This is a genomic window from Escherichia sp. MOD1-EC6162, assembly GCF_002965125.1.
Lineage (GTDB): Bacteria > Pseudomonadota > Gammaproteobacteria > Enterobacterales > Enterobacteriaceae > Escherichia > Escherichia marmotae.
Map to the genome: position 1 here is coordinate 28,859 of NZ_PTSB01000017.1, position 18,462 is coordinate 47,320.

Below are 18,462 nucleotides of genomic sequence, written 5' to 3' on the forward strand. Positions count from 1 at the left end.
ATGTCGCTGGCGAAAGCGTCCTTATGGACGGCGGCCAGTACGCTGGTCAAGATTGGTGCCGGGTTACTGGTCGGTAAGCTGCTGGCGGTATCATTTGGTCCGGCAGGGCTGGGGCTGGCGGCTAACTACCGTCAGTTGATTACCGTACTCGGCGTGCTTGCCGGGGCGGGCATTTTTAACGGCGTAACCAAATACGTTGCCCAGTATCATGATAATCCGCAGCAGCTACGTCGTGTGGTGGGTACATCATCAGCGATGGTGCTTGGTTTCTCCACGCTGATGGCGCTGATTTTTGTGCTGGCAGCCGCTCCGATCAGCCAGGGATTGTTCGGGAATACTGACTACCAGGGGCTGGTACGTTTAGTGGCGCTGGTGCAAATGGGTATCGCCTGGGGCAACCTGTTGCTGGCGCTGATGAAAGGCTTTCGCGATGCCGCGGGTAATGCGTTATCGCTGATTGTTGGCAGCCTGATTGGTGTTATCGCTTACTACGTCAGTTACCGTTTTGGTGGCTATGAAGGCGCGTTGCTTGGGCTGGCGCTGATTCCTGCGTTGGTGGTAATTCCGGCTGCCATCATGTTGATCAAACGTGGCGCTATCCCGTTAAGCTATCTGAAACCCAGTTGGGATAGCGGTCTGGCGGGGCAGTTGAGTAAGTTCACGTTAATGGCGTTGATTACTTCGGTGACCTTGCCCGTTGCTTACATCATGATGCGTAAGTTGCTGGCGGCGCAGTATAGCTGGGATGAGGTGGGGATCTGGCAAGGCGTAAGTAGTATTTCCGACGCCTACCTGCAATTCATTACCGCCTCTTTTAGCGTGTATTTACTGCCCACTCTGTCGCGGCTAACGGAAAAGCGCGATATCACCCGCGAAGTGGTGAAGTCGCTGAAATTCGTTCTACCGGCGGTGGCAGCGGCGAGTTTTACAGTCTGGTTGCTGCGTGACTTTGCCATCTGGCTACTTTTATCGAACAAATTTACCGCCATGCGCGATCTCTTTGCCTGGCAGTTGGTTGGCGATGTGTTAAAAGTGGGCGCTTATGTCTTTGGTTATCTGGTGATCGCCAAAGCGTCGCTCCGGTTTTATATTCTGGCGGAAGTCAGTCAGTTCACGTTGTTGATGGTATTTGCCCACTGGTTGATCCCCGCGCATGGCGCGCTGGGCGCGGCGCAGGCATATATGGCAACCTATATCGTCTATTTTTCTCTTTGTTGTGGCGTGTTTTTACTCTGGCGTAGGCGGGCATGACTGTACTGATTCACGTTTTGGGATCGGATATCCCTCACCATAACCAAACCGTTTTGCGGTTTTTCAACGACGCGCTGGCTGCGACAAGCGAGCACGCGCGCGAGTTTATGGTTGCAGGCAAGGACGACGGCTTAAGTGATAGCTGTCCGGCGCTCACTATCCGCTTTTTTGCAGACAAAAAATCACTGGCTGAAGCGGTTATCGCGAAAGCGAAAGCTAACCGTCAACAGCGGTTTTTCTTCCATGGCCAGTTCAATCCAAAACTATGGCTGGCGCTGCTTAGCGGCGGAATCAAGCCCAGCCAGTTTTACTGGCATATATGGGGCGCTGATTTGTATGAACTTTCCAGTGGCTTGAGATATAAGCTCTTTTATCCGCTGCGCCGCCTGGCACAAAAGCGGGTGGGCAGTGTATTTGCCACTCGGGGAGACTTGAGCTTTTTTGCCAGAACGCATCCAAAGGTGCGAGGCGAACTGATTTACTTCCCAACCCGGATGGATCCTTCTCTCAATACGATGGCTAACGATCGGCAACGTGAAGGGAAAATGACTATTCTGGTGGGGAACTCCGGCGATCGCAGTAATGAACACATCGCTGCCTTACGCGCTGTGCATCGGCAGTTTGGCGATACGGTGAAAGTGGTGGTGCCGATGGGATATCCGGCCAACAACGATGCGTATATCAACGAGGTTCGTCAGGCGGGGCTGGAATTATTCAGCGAAGAAAATCTGCAAATTCTGAGCGAAAAAATGGATTTTGACGCTTATCTGGCACTACTTCGCCAGTGCGATCTCGGCTACTTTATTTTTGCCCGTCAGCAAGGTATCGGTACGCTGTGCTTGTTGATTCAGGCTGGTATTCCCTGCGTACTTAATCGGGAAAACCCGTTCTGGCAGGATATGACGGAGCAACATTTGCCGGTGCTGTTTACCACTGACGATCTCAATGAGGATATTGTGCGTGAAGCGCAGCGCCAGTTGGCGTCGGTAGATAAAAACCACATTGCCTTCTTTAGTCCAAACTATCTGCAAGGCTGGCATCGGGCGCTGGCAATTGCCGCTGGGGAGGTCGCATGAGCCTGCTGCAATTCAGCGGCCTGTTTGTTGTCTGGCTGCTCTGTACGCTGTTTATCGCCACGCTGACCTGGTTTGAGTTTCGCCGCGTGCGGTTTAACTTCAATATCTTCTTTTCATTGCTTTTTTTGCTGACGTTTTTCTTCGGATTTCCGCTGACCAGCGTACTGGTATTCCGCTTTGATGTTGGTGTCGCGCCGCCAGAAATCTTGTTGCAGGCGTTGCTTTCTGCGGGCTGCTTTTACGCGGTTTATTACGTCACCTACAAAACCCGCTTACGCAAAAGTGTTGCCGATGCACCGCGCCGTCCAGTGTTTACCATGAATCGCGTGGAAACCAATCTTACCTGGTTTCTCCTGATGGGCATCGCGTTGGTCAGTGTCGGCATCTTCTTCATGCACAACGGCTTTTTGTTGTTCCGACTTAACTCCTACAGTCAGATCTTTTCCAGTGAAGTCTCCGGCGTGGCGTTAAAGCGCTTCTTTTACTTTTTTATCCCGGCGATGCTGGTGGTCTATTTTCTGCGCCAGGACAGCAAAGCGTGGCTGTTTTTCCTCGTCAGTACCGTTGCCTTTGGATTGCTGACCTACATGATTGTCGGTGGCACTCGCGCCAATATCATTATCGCGTTCGCTATCTTCCTGTTTATCGGCATTATTCGCGGTTGGATTTCACTGTGGATGCTGGCAGCGGCAGGCGTGCTGGGGATTGTCGGTATGTTCTGGCTGGCGCTAAAACGCTACGGAATGAACGTGAGCGGTGATGAAGCTTTCTACACGTTTCTCTATCTCACCCGCGACACTTTCTCGCCGTGGGAGAATCTGGCGTTGCTATTGCAGAACTACGACAACATCGACTTCCAGGGGCTGGCACCGATTGTCCGTGATTTCTATGTCTTTATTCCTTCCTGGCTGTGGCCGGGTCGGCCCAGTATGGTGCTGAACTCCGCCAACTATTTCACCTGGGAAGTGCTGAATAATCACTCCGGGCTGGCTATCTCACCTACGCTTATCGGCTCACTGGTGGTGATGGGCGGTGTGTTGTTTATTCCGCTTGGGGCGATTGTGGTTGGCCTGATTATAAAATGGTTCGACTGGCTGTATGAGCTGGGCAACCGCGAAACCAATCGCTATAAGGCAGCGATTTTGCACAGTTTCTGCTTTGGGGCGATCTTCAATATGATCGTGCTGGCGCGAGAAGGACTGGATTCATTTGTCTCGCGGGTGGTCTTTTTTATCGTGGTCTTCGGTGCAAGCCTGATGATTGCAAAACTACTGTACTGGCTTTTTGATAGCGCCGGACTCATTCATAAACGAATAAAATCATCGCTCCGGACGCAGATTGAAGGATAACAATGAATAACAACACCACAGCACCGACCTATACGCTGCGTGGCTTACAGTTGATCGGTTGGCGTGATATGCAGCATGCCCTCGATTATCTGTTCGCTGATGGGCAGCTTAAGCAGGGAACGCTGGTTGCCATTAATGCCGAAAAAATGCTGACCATTGAAGATAACGCCGAGGTCAGGGCGTTAATTAACGCTGCCGAATTTAAATATGCCGATGGCATTAGCGTCGTGCGTTCGGTACGTAAAAAATATCCTCAGTCACAGGTTTCCCGCGTAGCTGGAGCCGATCTCTGGGAAGAGCTGATGGCTCGCGCAGGAAAAGAAGGGACGCCCGTTTTTCTTGTTGGCGGCAAACCTGAAGTACTGGCGCAGACCGAAACTAAACTGCGCGGCCAGTGGAATGTGAATATCGTTGGCAGCCAGGATGGTTATTTCAAACCCGAGCAGCGTCAGGCGCTGTTTGAGCGTATCCATGCCAGTGGCGCGCAAATCGTCACTGTCGCAATGGGATCGCCAAAACAGGAAATCTTCATGCGCGACTGCCGTCAGGTGCATCCTGATGCGCTTTATATGGGCATTGGCGGAACGTACGATGTTTTTACTGGCCATGTGAAACGCGCGCCGAAAATCTGGCAAAAACTGGGGTTGGAGTGGCTCTATCGCCTGCTTTCGCAGCCGAGTCGCATTAAGCGTCAGCTCCGTTTACTGCGCTATTTACGCTGGCATTACACCGGCAACCTCTGATTTTCCCTCTCTTGCTGGCGGCATAAGTGTTCACAATGTCGCCTGTTCTTCACCTTCCTGCTGTTTTATTACACAAAGCATTCAAATTTTTAATGCTTCATTTGCCATTTCTCCTGAATTACGAAAACATTCGCAACACTCGATGTACCCATAACGATAACCGGTAACACCGGAAAAACATGCAAACACAACACGAGGATTTATGGCAGATAATAAACCAGAGCTACAGCGTGGGCTGGAAGCTCGACATATCGAACTCATCGCCCTGGGGGGCACCATTGGCGTTGGTCTGTTTATGGGGGCCGCCAGCACCCTAAAATGGGCTGGGCCATCTGTATTGTTGGCCTATATCATCGCCGGGCTGTTCGTCTTTTTCATCATGCGCTCAATGGGCGAAATGTTATTCCTTGAGCCGGTTACCGGTTCGTTCGCCGTCTACGCACATCGTTATATGAGCCCGTTTTTTGGCTATCTCACTGCCTGGTCTTACTGGTTCATGTGGATGGCGGTGGGGATCTCGGAAATCACTGCCATTGGCGTCTACGTCCAGTTCTGGTTCCCGGAGATGGCACAGTGGATACCTGCATTGATCGCGGTGGCGCTGGTGGCGCTGGCGAATCTGGCGGCGGTCAGACTGTATGGTGAAATCGAGTTTTGGTTCGCGATGATCAAAGTCACCACGATCATCGTTATGATAGTCATTGGCCTGGGCGTGATTTTCTTTGGCTTTGGCAATGGCGGGCAGTCGATTGGTTTTGGCAATCTCACTGAGCATGGCGGTTTCTTTGCGGGTGGCTGGAAAGGGTTCCTGACGGCGCTGTGTATCGTGGTGGCGTCCTACCAGGGTGTGGAGCTGATTGGCATTACTGCCGGTGAAGCGAAAAATCCGCAGGTGACGTTGCGCAGTGCGGTAGGCAAAGTGCTGTGGCGAATCCTTATTTTCTACGTAGGCGCGATCTTCGTTATCGTCACCATCTTCCCGTGGAATGAAATTGGCAGCAATGGCAGCCCGTTTGTACTGACTTTCGCCAAAATTGGCATTACCGCAGCCGCGGGTATTATCAACTTTGTGGTACTGACGGCGGCGCTTTCTGGCTGTAACAGCGGTATGTACAGTTGCGGACGTATGCTTTATGCACTGGCGAAAAACCGTCAGTTACCGGCGGCGATGGCAAAAGTTTCTCGTCACGGCGTGCCGGTTGCGGGAGTAGCGGTATCCATTGCCATCCTGTTAATTGGCTCGTGCCTGAACTACATCATTCCCAATCCGCAGCGTGTGTTTGTTTACGTCTACAGCGCCAGCGTGCTGCCGGGGATGGTGCCGTGGTTTGTGATCCTGATAAGCCAACTGCGTTTTCGTCGTGCGCACAAAGCGGCGATTGCCAGCCATCCGTTCCGCTCCATTCTGTTCCCGTGGGCAAATTATGTGACAATGGCGTTCCTTATTTGCGTTTTGATCGGCATGTACTTTAATGAAGATACTCGTATGTCGCTGTTTGTCGGCATCATCTTCATGCTGGCGGTGACGGCGATTTACAAAGTTTTTGGGCTTAATCGCCACGGTAAAGCGCATAAACTGGAGGAATAAGCAGCAAAATGCGCAAAGCGTAACCAAACGCGCATTTTATTTAAAAAGGGACTAGACAGAGGGGTGGGAAGTCCGTATTATCCACCCCCGCAACGGCGCTAAGCGCCCGTAGCTCAGCTGGATAGAGCGCTGCCCTCCGGAGGCAGAGGTCTCAGGTTCGAATCCTGTCGGGCGCGCCATTTAGTCCCGGCGCTTGAGCTGCGGTGGTAGTAATACCGCGTAACAAGATTTGTAGTGGTGGCTATAGCTCAGTTGGTAGAGCCCTGGATTGTGATTCCAGTTGTCGTGGGTTCGAATCCCATTAGCCACCCCATTATTAGAAGTTGTGAAAATGCGAAGGTGGCGGAATTGGTAGACGCGCTAGCTTCAGGTGTTAGTGTCCTTACGGACGTGGGGGTTCAAGTCCCCCCCCTCGCACCACGACTTTAAAGAATTGAACTAAAAATTCAAAAAGCAGTATTTCGGCGAGTAGCGCAGCTTGGTAGCGCAACTGGTTTGGGACCAGTGGGTCGGAGGTTCGAATCCTCTCTCGCCGACCAATTTTGAACCCCGCTTCGGCGGGGTTTTTTGTTTTCTGTGTATTCCATCACTCTCCCTTCGCAATAAACGCCCGTAGTAACTCATTGCCACACGGTATGATTTCGCCCTTAACTTATTGAAGGACGATTTCAGGCAAGGAGCGACTATGCTGCAACAGGTTCCAACGCGTGCTTTTCATGTGATGGCGAAACCGAGCGGTTCCGATTGTAATCTGAACTGTGACTACTGTTTTTATCTCGAAAAACACTCTCTCTACCGCGAACATCCTGTCACACATATGGACGATGACACGCTGGAAGCGTATGTCCGCCACTATATCGCTGCCAGTGAACCACAAAACGAAGTTGCTTTTACCTGGCAAGGCGGAGAGCCAACGCTGCCGGGGTTGGAATTTTACCGCCGCGCTGTGGCACTACAGGCAAAATATGGTGCAGGCAGGCGGGTAAGTAACAGCTTCCAGACTAACGGCGTGCTGCTGGATGACGAATGGTGTGCGTTTCTGGCAGAAAATCATTTTCTGGTTGGCTTATCGCTGGACGGCCCGGCAGAGATCCATAATCAATACCGCGTTACCAAAGGCGGCAGACCAACGCATAAACTGGTAATGCGCGCGCTTAAACTACTGCAAAAATATCACGTTGATTATAACGTTCTGGCGTGCGTCAATCGCACCAGCGTGCTGCAACCGTTGCAGGTCTATGAATTTTTGCGTGATGCGGGCGTTGAGTTCATCCAGTTTATTCCGGTGGTGGAACGTCTGGCAGATGAAACAGCAGCCCACGACGGACTGAAATTACGAGCGCCTGGCGATATTCAGGGGGAACTGACGGAATGGTCGGTGCGCCCGCAAGAGTTCGGTGAATTTCTGGTGACGATTTTCGATCACTGGATCAAACGCGACGTCGGTAAGATTTTCGTGATGAATATCGAATGGGCATTTGCCAATTTTGTCGGCGCGCCTGGCGCGGTTTGCCATCATCAGCCAACCTGCGGGCGTTCGGTGATTGTTGAGCACAACGGCGATGTTTACACCTGTGATCACTTTGTCTATCCGCAATATCGACTGGGGAATATGCTTCAGCAGACGATTGCAGAAATGGTAGATTCCCCGCAACAGCAGACGTTTGGTGAAGATAAATTCAAGCAGTTACCGGCGCAGTGCCGCAGTTGCAACGTGTTAAAAGCGTGCTGGGGAGGCTGCCCGAAACATCGCTTTATGCTCGATGCCAGCGGTAAACCGGGGCTGAATTATTTGTGTGCCGGATATCAACGCTATTTCCGCCATTTGCCTCCGTATCTTAAAGCAATGGCTGATTTGCTGGCGCACGGCCGCCCGGCCAGCGACATTATGCAGGCACATTTGATGGTGGTGAATAAGTAAAAATCGGCGGCCATTTTGTGGCCGCCTGCGGTTGATTGCCGGATGCGATGCTGACGCATCTTATCCGGCCTACAGGACGCTGCAATTTATTGAATTTGCACGATTTCGTAGGCCGGATAAGGCGTTCACGCCTCATCCGGCATGGGCAGCGCAGCCCGATGTAGCGATAGCGCTGAATTAATCAGATTTAATCTGCGCGCGTGGCGGATATTTTTTCAGGATATCCATATACGCGTGCATTTCGGTCTGTAGAGGTACACCCATCGGAATATGCCGCACGCCGATAGAGTCGCTTTCCTGCGGATCGGTGTACAAGTTAAACACCGACGATCCGGCCGTTTGCATTATCGTACCGGTGAATCCACCCTGATATCCGCTCTGTGTATACGCGTATGGTTGCTGAATGAGAACATGATATTTGAACTCATCCATACGTACAGCGGCGAGTTTGCCGTTGAGGAAGTAGTGTTCAGCCTTGCGGTTAGACTGACCGTTTGTTCCGAGGAAGAAAGAGGTCTGGTCTACGCCATCGATAAAGGTCGTTTTCGGCACTAAATTCGCCACTTTCGCTCCAGGATGCCCTGCCAGATCCAGCGAGGTTGGGAAGAGATCGGCTAGATCGACAATACCGTCGGATTTACGCGCTTGGATCATGCCTTTCCAGTACACGAAGGTGGGTACGCGAACGCCGCCTTCCCAGGTAGAACCTTTCGCGCCACGGAACGGTGTGCGACCGTGCGGTGGCACTTCGGCTTCCGGACCGTTATCGGAGGTAAAGACAATCAGCGTGTTATCAAGCTGACCATTTTTCTCCAGTGCTTTATAGAGATTAGCGAACACATCGTTCATTTCTACCATGCAGTCGCCGTAAGAGGTGCGTGCCGGAGAACTACCGGCATATTTGGCATTCGGGTAGTTATCGAAGTGGCAGCCGCGCGTACCGTAATACAAGAAGAATGGTTTATCGCTCTTCGCCATTTTGTCGAGGAACTTAACGCCATATTCCATCCAGCGTTGATCAAGATCTTCCATATACTTCGGCGTAATATCGGCAATGGCTTGCTGCTCACCGCCGCGCACCGCATGAACGTCATCTTTGCTGAACGGTAATTGCTTGATGTACTCAGAACGGTCCGGACTCAGGGCGACTTCCGGATTGACGTGAACATCGCGCCATTCGGTATACATATCAGACACCGAGTTAAAGCCGCGGAAATCATCAAAGCCGACGTTCTGTGGCTGCGACTCTTTGTTTTCTCCCATATGCCATTTACCGATGGCCTGAGTGACGTAACCTTGATCATGCAATAATTGCGGCAGGGTAGTTAACCCTTGCAGACCACCTGGTTGTCCGTACATCGGCGGCATCAAAATGCCGTGGTGGATAGAATACTGTCCGGTGAGAATCGTCGCGCGGGTTGGTGAAGAACTGGGTTGAGAATACGCGGAGGTTAAAATCAGCCCCTGGCTGGCAACGGCGTCAATATCTGGTGTTGGGTTACCCACTGCCACACCGCCACCATTAAAGCCAACATCCATCCAACCCACGTCATCCAGCAAGAAAATAACCACATTCGGTTTCTTACCGGTTTTTTTCTCTAATTCTGCCAGCTTCTGCTGAGTTTCTTTATCCTGCGCCGGATGCTGCATTACCGGCATCATATTATCGGCAATGGTGGTTGCCGGTTTAACCAGGTATTGATTTGGGTGATCGTAACCAGCAAATCCTTTGCGTGCGGTGGCGGTTGACGGGGTATCTGCAGCGCTGGCCATTAATGGAAGAGCGGCGGCGACAGCGACAACAAGAAGCTTGGGTGAGAACGAAAATTCCATGCAAAATGCTCCGATTTAATGTCATCAAAATGATGGCGTAGTTAAGCATTGATAATTGAGGTCCCTCTCCCTGACAGGATGATTTCATAAATAATGATGATGAAAATAAATTATCTATTTATCTTAAGAATAAATTGAAATATCAGGAGAGCGTTTTCAATCCTACCCCCCGTGCATGCGATATGTAAGGCGTGTTTATTATATCGCGTTGATTATTGATGCTGTTTTTAGTTTTGTTTGTAATTAATATGCGTGTCATTAATTGCTTATATTTAATCATTCATATCACATATAAAAAAGCATCAGGCTAAGGGAAGGATTTACTCGGTAATTTATTAAATATGAAGAAAAAAGGGTTACAGATTTTTCTCATAACAAGTATTAGGGGATGTTATTACCCCATCCTCTGTGGCATAATAACTGAGTAGATGCTCATTCCATCTCTTATGTTCGCCTTAGTGCCTCATAAACTCAGGAATGACGCAGAGCCGTTTACGGTGCTTATCGTCCACTGACAGATGTCGCTTTTGCCTCATCAGACACCATGGACACAACGTTGAGTGAAGCACCCACTTGTTGTCATACAGACCTGTTTTAACGCCTGCTCCGTAATAAGAGCAGGCGTTTTTTTATCTATTCAGGAAAGGCCCGGAGGCTCTGCGCCTCCAGGTGAGAAAGGATTACTGCGGCGGGTTGTTCTGTAACGTCAGCATCAAACCGTCGCGGCGCATTGCAGCGGCTTCTTCCGGCTTGTGCAGTCTGTCCAGCACGTCAGCAAGCCATGCATAATCGTAGGCATCCGGGCGTTGTTTCAGCGCCGCGCGGAAGGCGAGAGATGCTTCCTGCCATTCGCCATGCTTCATCAGCGACTGACCCAATGTGCTCCACAACAGCGGGCGATCGCCCACGTTTTTAATCTGCTGGCGCAGCACCTTTTCCAGTTGTTCTGGATTATTGGTTTTCAGGCGTGGGATTGGTAGCAGCAGGCGATCGTCATACTGGCGTTTCAGGCCGTCGATGATAATTTGCTGGGCGGTGTCATGATCGTCACACTCAATAAGATGTTCTGCCATTGCCACCTGCAACGCCACCTGATGACGCGTTTTCCGGCTTTGATTTTTCCACCAGTTTCGCAAACCTTCACTACCGTCATCAGCACGAGCCTGATCCATCAGGCCAATCCATGCCTGTTGTTCCAGCATTGCGCGATGTTGTTCATCACCAACGTGAGCTTTTGCCATTGACGGGATGATGTCCAGCAGCGAACTCCACGCACCGGTGCGGATATAAGCTTGTTCCGCCAGACGCAGCACTTCAGGATGGCGTGGCGTGACTTCCAGCAACTTATCTACGCCGTGGCGTGCAGCATGATTTTCATTGCGTGCCAGTTGCAGGCGCACGCGGGCAATTTCTACCGGAATGGTGTCATTGCCTGCAAGTTCTGCTGCGCGTTCCAGATGCTGATTGGCGCGCGCTTCATCGCCGCGTTGTTGTGCGGCTTCAGCAGCCAGCAGGTAGTTCACTACCGGTTGTTCAGCGTGATCGGCATTTTTCGCCATCAGCTTTTCAACCTGCTGGTAATCACCTTCCGCCAGTTTCAGCAGCGCCTGTTCGGTCTGCTTACGTGCGCGGCGGCGTTTACGCCCGACAAACCAACCGCGGGTGTGCGCGCCGGTGCGGAAAATCCGTCGCAGTAGCCACTCGATAGCAAACAGCACCACCATTGCCAGTATAAAAATGATCGCCAGACCCGTGACGCTGGTTTCGATATTGTAGTTGTCGGTTTGAATCAGTACGTAACCCTGATGCCCGGCAATCATCGGACCAACCACGATCCCCGCAATAAGCAGAACAAAGAGTAACAACACTTTTAGCATGGTTATTCTCCTTGCGGCGCGGCTGCCGGAGTATCAGCTTGCGGTGCAGGTGCAGGTGCAGGTGCAGGTGCAGGTGCAGGTGCAGGTGCAGGTGCAGATTTAGCTTCCGTTGCTGGTGCTACAGGCTGTGCCAACAGATTACGCACGCGGGTTTGCATCAGCTTTTCCAGCATTGCCTGGCTTTGCAGGGTTTCCGGGAGATCCATCGAAATATTCTGCTGACTTAGCTGATCCACTTCGTCGAGAAACGCTTTGGTAGTGGCATCGTCAGTGTCGTAATAAGCACGTACCCAGGTAGAGACGTTTTCCAGCGCCTGGCGGTAGGTTTCTTCCTGATGACGCGGTACAGCTTGTGCTGCGACCAGCAGACGGGAACGAATATTTTCGCGCAGGTAGATATCTTGATTCGGCGCTAACAGGGGTACGGCGGTGTCATCACGACGCCGAATCGTAATGAAGTTATCCATAAAGTTCTGCCAGCTCTTTTGCAGATTGATACGCCATTCGCTGATGGAGCTGGAAAGCTCTTCACCATTGGAATCCATTGGTGAACCGTCACTGTCATTGTCGGCCAGACGCAGGTTATCTACCTGATTAGAAAGTTGATTCAACTTGAGGATGATACCGTCATAATCGACCTGTGATACCGCAGAAAGGCTGGCGATGTCATCGGTAATTGCCCGGCGAACGGTAATAAGACTTGGGTCATTCATATCGGCCAGGCTGGCATCTGCGCTTTTCAGTAGCGCAGCGGCGGTGGTGACGTCCTGATCGCTCCACAGCTTACGTCCGGCGAGCTTCACCAGAAAATCTGCCTGCGCCAGCAGCCAGGTTTTAGCATCGCTTCCGGAAATGGTGGCGACCTTTTGTTGAACTTCATCCAGTTGTTTTGCTAACGCTTCTTGCTGACGGTTTGCCTGCTCTAACTGCGTAGCCTGTTGTTTGATGATACCTTCCAGTTCTGCTTTTTGGCTCTCCTGGGCTTTTTGTAGCGCAGTGAGCTGGTTAGCGAGGACATCGCTGGTGGCCGTCTGATTGACGGCCTGTTGTTTACCCCAGCCATACAAACCGACACCTGCAGCCAGAGCAATAGCGATAGCCACCGCACTTAAAATCAGAGCAGTACTGTTATTACTCTTTTTTTCTACTGTGACAGATTGTGGCGTGGTGTCCACGGCCTCCCTGGTCTCTTCAACCACGGCGGAGGTTTTTTCTTGTTCCGTCATTATGGCTTCCTGTTATGAGAGTTATTGTAATGCCCGTAAAAGCGCATCGTTGTCAGCGTTATCAGCGACCTGAATGTCTTGCCAACCCAGTTCCCGGGCGAGTTTCGCCAGACGCTCGCTGACGACCAGTAGTCGACAGCGTAGTAACCAGTGCTCACGATACCATCGTGGAATCAGCGACCAGAGCTGTTGCAACATTTCACCGCTGGTAATAACGACCGTTGTCACTTCGCGGGACTGCCAGCGCATCGCTTCTTCTGCACCATCGTAATGAATGGCGCATCGTTGATAACATTCGCAAAAAGTAACTTCAGCCTCGCGTGCCGTCAGGGTTTCCCCAATCAGCTCACGACCGCCGTTGCCACGTAAAATTAGCGCACGTTTTCCCGCAATATTTTGTAATTCAGGTAATTGTAGCAAGACTTCGCTGATTTCCCGATCATGCGGATAACGAACTTCATGTCCGCTCACGGTATGCAGCGCCAGCGCCGTGGTACGGCCAATAGCGAAATAAGTGGGTAGGGTGGGCCACTTAAGACCTTGCTGATGTAGCTGTGACTGGGCAAAAGCAACGGCATGTTGCGAAAGGGCAAACAACAGATCGCCTTCGCTCAGCTCCGCCAGCCGGTCGGCAAGTTGTGGCAATTGCCGACCAGGGGAAAACTCAATCAGCGGAAAATGCCAGGCCACCTGCCCCAGTGTGCGCAGACGGCTCACTAACTCTTCTCCAGCGGGAGACGGGCGGGTGACCAGGATACTCATGCCGGAGCGTCTCCGTTATAGACTTCAGCAAGGATTTCACGTGCGCCGTTATTCAATAGCTCTTCTGCCAGCGAAATGCCCATTTGCCCGGCATCTTGCGGCGCACCACGGCGTTCACCGCGAATAATCTGCGAACCGTCCGGTGCGCCGACCAGTGCACGCAGCCAGATTTCGCCATCAATAAGTTCGGCGTAGCTACCAATCGGCACCTGGCAACCGCCTTCAAGACGGGTATTCATGGCGCGTTCGGCGGTGACGCGCAGTGCAGTTTCGTGGTGATTGAGCGCGGCAAGAAGCTCGCGGGTGCGCGTATCATTAAGGCGGCATTCAATGCCCACCGCACCTTGTCCTACAGCCGGAAGAGAAACTTCTGGCGGCAGCGCGGCGCGAATGCGTGACTCCAGCCCTAAACGTTTTAAGCCAGCCACGGCAAGAATAATGGCATCGTATTCGCCATTATCCAGTTTACTCAGACGAGTACCGACATTGCCGCGCAGAGAACGGATAATGAGATCCGGACGGCGTTCAGCCAGTTGGCACTGACGGCGTAAGCTGGAAGTTCCGACGATGCTGCCCGCAGGTAACGCATCCAGACTGTCATAGTTATTGGAGACAAAGGCATCGCGAGGATCTTCACGCTCGCAAATGGTGACCAGCCCCAGACCTTGCGGAAATTCAACCGGCACATCTTTCATTGAATGTACGGCGATATCGGCACGGTTTTCCAGGAGCGCGACTTCCAGCTCTTTCACAAATAAGCCTTTCCCGCCTACCTTCGCCAGCGGCGTATCAAGAATCACATCGCCGCGCGTCACCATCGGCACCAGTTCAACCACCAGCCCTGGATGGCTCGCCATCAACTTGTCTTTGACATAATGTGCCTGCCAGAGTGCAAGTGGGCTTTGGCGTGTGGCAATTCTTAAAACATTGTCTAACATGCTTGTTACCGTCATTATCATCCATGGTCCATCCTAACATCCTTGCCGGAGCGATGTCAGTGTTGTGGTGAAACGTAGATGCCTGAGCAAAACGTAAAATATAGCCAGGCGGTGGATCCTGACAGGCGCTTCAAGCCGTCGTAATAAGGAATTTACAGAGAATAAACAGTGCTACACTTGTATGTAGCGCATCTTTCTTTACGGTCAACCAGCAAGGTGTTAAATTGATCACGTTTTAGACCATTTTTTCGTCGTGAAACTAAAAAAACCAGGCGCGGAAAGTGGTACGGTTACCTTTGACATACGAAATATCCCGAATGCCGCGTGTTTCCGTTGATGTTGCCGGAATCACAGACATGACGGGTAGCAAATCAGGCGATACGTCTTGTACCTCTATATTGAGACTCTGAAACAGAGACTGGATGCCATAAATCAATTGCGCGTGGATCGCGCGCTTGCTGCTATGGGGCCTGCATTCCAACAGGTCTACAGTCTGCTGCCGACATTGTTGCACTATCACCATCCGCTAATGCCGGGTTACCTTGATGGTAACGTTCCCAAGGGCATTTGCCTTTATACGCCTGATGAAACCCAACGCCACTACCTGAACGAACTGGAACTGTATCGTGGAATGTCAGTACAGGACCCGCCAAAAGGCGAGCTTCCAATTACTGGCGTATACACAATGGGCAGCACCTCGTCCATAGGGCAAAGTTGTTCCTCTGATCTGGATATCTGGGTCTGCCATCAATCGTGGCTGGATAGCGAAGAGCGTCAGTTACTGCAACGTAAATGCAGCTTGCTGGAAAGCTGGGCCGCCTCATTGGGGGTGGAAGTTAGCTTCTTCCTGATTGATGAAAACCGTTTCCGCCACAACGAAAGTGGCAGTCTGGGGGGCGAAGATTGTGGCTCCACCCAGCATATACTGCTACTTGATGAATTTTACCGTACCGCCGTGCGTCTCGCCGGTAAGCGTATTCTGTGGAATATGGTGCCGTGCGACGAAGAAGAGCATTACGATGATTATGTAATGACGCTTTACGCGCAGGGCGTACTGACGCCAAATGAATGGCTGGATCTCGGTGGTTTAAGCTCGCTTTCTGCTGAAGAGTACTTCGGTGCCAGCCTTTGGCAGCTCTACAAAAGTATCGACTCCCCGTACAAAGCGGTGCTGAAAACACTGCTGCTGGAAGCCTATTCCTGGGAATACCCTAATCCACGCCTGCTGGCGAAAGATATCAAACAGCGTTTGCACGACGGCGAGATAGTGTCATTTGGCCTCGATCCGTACTGCATGATGCTGGAGCGCGTTACCGAATATTTGACGGCGATTGAAGATTTCACCCGTCTGGATTTGGTGCGCCGCTGCTTTTATTTAAAAGTGTGCGAAAAATTAAGCCGCGAACGCGCCTGCGTGGGCTGGCGTCGTGAAGTGTTAAGCCAACTGGTGAAAGAGTGGAGTTGGGACGAATCTCGCCTGACGATGCTGGATAACCGCGCTAACTGGAAGATTGATCAGGTGCGTGAAGCGCACAACGAACTGCTCGATGCGATGATGCAGAGTTACCGTAATCTGATCCGCTTTGCGCGTCGCAATAACCTTAGCGTTTCTGCCAGCCCGCAGGATATCGGTGTGCTGACGCGTAAACTGTACGCTGCGTTTGAAGCATTACCGGGGAAAGTGACGCTGGTAAACCCGCAGATTTCACCGGATCTTTCCGAGCCAAATCTGACCTTTATTTATGTACCGCCGGGGCGTGCTAATCGCTCTGGCTGGTATTTGTATAACCGTGCGCCGACAATTGAGTCGATCATCAGCCATCAACCGCTGGAATATAACCGTTACCTGAACAAATTGGTGGCGTGGGCATGGTTTAACGGACTGCTGACCTCGCGCACCCGTTTGTACATTAAAGGCAACGGCATTGTCGATCTGCCTAAGCTGCAAGAGATGGTGGCTGATGTGTCGCACCATTTCCCGTTGCGCTTACCTGCGCCGACACCGAAAGCGCTCTACAGTCCTTGTGAGATCCGCCATCTGGCGATTATCGTCAACCTGGAATATGACCCGACGACAGCGTTTCGTAATCAGGTAGTACATTTCGATTTCCGTAAGCTGGACGTCTTCAGCTTTGGCGAAGAGCAAAAATGTCTGGTGGGTAGTGTTGACCTGCTGTATCGCAACTCATGGAATGAAGTGCGCACGCTGCATTTCAACGGCGAGCAGTCGATGATTGAAGCCCTGAAAACCATCCTCGGCAAAATGCATCAGGACGCTGCACCCCCTGATAGCGTGGAAGTGTTCTGTTATAGCCAGCATTTGCGCGGATTAATCCGTACTCGCGTGCAGCAACTGGTTTCTGAGTGCATTGAACTGCGTCTTTCCAGCACCCGCCAGGAAACCGGGCGCTTTAAAGCGTTGCGCGTTTCTGGCCAGACCTGGGGTTTGTTCTTCGAACGCCTGAATGTATCGGTACAGAAACTGGAAAATGCCATCGAGTTTTATGGCGCGATCTCGCATAACAAACTGCATGGTTTGTCAGTGCAGGTTGAGACTAATCACGTTAAATTACCGGCGGTGGTGGACGGCTTCGCCAGCGAAGGGATCATCCAGTTCTTCTTCGAAGAAACACACGATGAGAACGGCTTTAATATCTACATTCTCGACGAAAGTAACCGCGTTGAGGTGTATCACCACTGCGAGGGTAGCAAAGAGGAGTTGGTGCGTGATGTCAGTCGCTTCTACTCGTCATCGCACGATCGTTTCACTTACGGCTCCAGTTTCATCAACTTTAACCTGCCGCAGTTTTACCAGATTGTGAAGGTCGATGGTCGCGAACAGGTCATTCCGTTCCGTACCAAATCTATTGGCAACATGCCGCCAGCCAATCAGGACAACGATACGCCGCTGTTACAGCAGTATTTTTCGTGATGAGCGTGCCGGATAATTCAATTTCCGCCTCTGACTTCACGCTGATTTCATTTTCCCTCACTAAAGTTGCTCCCTGAAATTACATCAGGGAGAGGACATTATGCACAGTGACTGGGGAATGACGAGCCTGTCTATTATTTGGGGTGTCATAGAGGCGCTGCTCAGCGTCATCTTTATGTTTAGTTACCCAATATTTCGTAAGTTATGGGCGGGTTGTTTGTTATCGCTCGTAGCGAGTGGAGTAAGTATTCTGGTATGGCGAGAGTCTTATTATGAACGATGGGGTGATGGCGGTAAGTACGGTGTTGAGTGCCCCGACGTGCTGATTTCCTGTGATAACTACCACGTTTTGTATGAATTGAGTTGGTGGTTATATGGAGCAGGTTTTCTTTTTTTTATAGTGGCTCTTGTTGGGGGGGGGATTTTCGCGGTGGCGAGTGGTTATTCCAGATGGCGAAGCTGATGTATAGCGGCAAACTCCCTATATGATCCGCTAAATGCGCTTTTCACCCAACTCTATAATTTTGCAGGATTTGTAGGCCGGATAAGGCGTTTACGCCGCATCCGGCAAAGAATTTTAGCGGAAGCTCACCGCTTCTCCTGCCTGCTGCGTCGCGGCCTGTTCCAGCAAATCCCAGAAGGTTTCGCCGCTACGGTCGCAAATCCACTCATCGCCTTTCAGGTCAAAATGGTAGCCGCCCTGTTTGGTTGCCAGCCACACCTGGTGCAGCGGTTCCTGGCGGTTGATAATGATTTTGCTGCCGTTTTCAAAGGTAATGGTCAGCACGCCGCCGTTGATTTCGCAGTCGATATCGCTGTCGCCATCCCAGTCGTCCAGGCGTTCTTCAATGGTCAGCCACAGTTGATCTGCCAGGCGATGAAATTCACTGTCGTTCATTGTTGTATCCTGTTTTTAAGTGATGGCGGCAGTATAAGTTGTTTCGTCTAACAGTGAAATCAACATGG

General features: G+C 51.4%; 13 protein-coding genes and 4 tRNA genes. 11 read left to right on the forward strand and 6 right to left on the reverse strand.

The annotated features are described in order from the left end of the window. From wzxE to A9587_RS15035, 10 genes are all read left to right on the forward strand, one after another. Positions 1-1,251 (forward strand): lipid III flippase WzxE, encoded by a 1,251-nt coding sequence (wzxE, locus tag A9587_RS14990; protein ID WP_000050280.1) that lies wholly within the window; start codon positions 1-3, stop codon positions 1,249-1,251. Further along, positions 1,248-2,327, forward strand: a complete 1,080-nt coding sequence (rffT, locus tag A9587_RS14995) for a TDP-N-acetylfucosamine:lipid II N-acetylfucosaminyltransferase (protein ID WP_000217208.1) — start codon at positions 1,248-1,250, stop codon at positions 2,325-2,327. Before wzxE ends, rffT begins: the two co-directional genes overlap by 4 nt. Next, on the forward strand, positions 2,324-3,676 hold the full coding sequence (gene wzyE, locus A9587_RS15000; protein WP_000055110.1) for an ECA oligosaccharide polymerase: 1,353 nt from the start codon (positions 2,324-2,326) through the stop codon (positions 3,674-3,676). Before rffT ends, wzyE begins: the two co-directional genes overlap by 4 nt. 2 nt (positions 3,677-3,678) lie before the next feature. Continuing rightward, on the forward strand, positions 3,679-4,419 hold the full coding sequence (wecG, locus tag A9587_RS15005) for a lipopolysaccharide N-acetylmannosaminouronosyltransferase (protein ID WP_001064030.1): 741 nt from the start codon (positions 3,679-3,681) through the stop codon (positions 4,417-4,419). Between the two features lie 202 nt (positions 4,420-4,621). Further along, positions 4,622-6,007: a bifunctional threonine/serine APC transporter ThrP gene (thrP, locus tag A9587_RS15010; protein WP_000774725.1), complete on the forward strand. Its 1,386-nt coding sequence runs from the start codon at positions 4,622-4,624 to the stop codon at positions 6,005-6,007. Between the two features lie 102 nt (positions 6,008-6,109). Next, positions 6,110-6,186: transfer RNA gene (locus A9587_RS15015), tRNA-Arg, on the forward strand. A gap of 58 nt (positions 6,187-6,244) precedes the next feature. Continuing rightward, a tRNA-His gene (locus tag A9587_RS15020) sits at positions 6,245-6,320 on the forward strand. 20 nt (positions 6,321-6,340) lie between these two features. Continuing rightward, a tRNA-Leu gene (locus A9587_RS15025) sits at positions 6,341-6,427 on the forward strand. A 42-nt stretch (positions 6,428-6,469) separates the two neighbouring features. Continuing rightward, positions 6,470-6,546: transfer RNA gene (locus A9587_RS15030), tRNA-Pro, on the forward strand. Between the two features lie 146 nt (positions 6,547-6,692). Continuing rightward, positions 6,693-7,928, forward strand: a complete 1,236-nt coding sequence (locus A9587_RS15035) for an anaerobic sulfatase maturase (RefSeq protein WP_105264045.1) — start codon at positions 6,693-6,695, stop codon at positions 7,926-7,928. 177 nt (positions 7,929-8,105) lie between these two features. Here the strand turns inward: A9587_RS15035 and aslA are convergent, their stop codons facing one another. From aslA to hemC, 5 genes are all read right to left on the reverse strand, one after another. Continuing rightward, on the reverse strand, positions 8,106-9,761 hold the full coding sequence (gene aslA, locus A9587_RS15040) for an arylsulfatase AslA (RefSeq protein ID WP_105264046.1): 1,656 nt from the start codon (positions 9,759-9,761) through the stop codon (positions 8,106-8,108). A gap of 680 nt (positions 9,762-10,441) precedes the next feature. After that, positions 10,442-11,638: a protoheme IX biogenesis protein HemY gene (hemY, locus tag A9587_RS15045; RefSeq protein ID WP_105264047.1), complete on the reverse strand. Its 1,197-nt coding sequence runs from the start codon at positions 11,636-11,638 to the stop codon at positions 10,442-10,444. Positions 11,639-11,640: 2 nt separating this feature from the next. After that, positions 11,641-12,864: a uroporphyrinogen-III C-methyltransferase gene (gene hemX / locus A9587_RS15050; protein WP_105281924.1), complete on the reverse strand. Its 1,224-nt coding sequence runs from the start codon at positions 12,862-12,864 to the stop codon at positions 11,641-11,643. Between the two features lie 21 nt (positions 12,865-12,885). After that, the gene (hemD, locus tag A9587_RS15055; RefSeq protein WP_105263717.1) at positions 12,886-13,626 is read right to left on the reverse strand and encodes a uroporphyrinogen-III synthase; all 741 of its coding nucleotides are present in this window, start codon (positions 13,624-13,626) and stop codon (positions 12,886-12,888) included. Continuing rightward, entirely contained in the window at positions 13,623-14,564 is a 942-nt protein-coding gene (hemC, locus tag A9587_RS15060; RefSeq protein WP_061090337.1) for a hydroxymethylbilane synthase, read from the reverse strand. Before hemC ends, hemD begins: the two co-directional genes overlap by 4 nt. Before the next feature lie 385 nt (positions 14,565-14,949). Between hemC and cyaA the strand changes: the two genes are divergently transcribed. Next, entirely contained in the window at positions 14,950-17,496 is a 2,547-nt protein-coding gene (cyaA, locus tag A9587_RS15070) for a class I adenylate cyclase (protein ID WP_001517390.1), read from the forward strand. Between the two features lie 577 nt (positions 17,497-18,073). On the opposite strand, the gene cyaY is transcribed toward cyaA, so the two are convergent. Beyond that, positions 18,074-18,394: an iron donor protein CyaY gene (gene cyaY, locus A9587_RS15080; RefSeq protein ID WP_001517388.1), complete on the reverse strand. Its 321-nt coding sequence runs from the start codon at positions 18,392-18,394 to the stop codon at positions 18,074-18,076. Between the last annotated feature and the right edge of the window lie 68 nt (positions 18,395-18,462).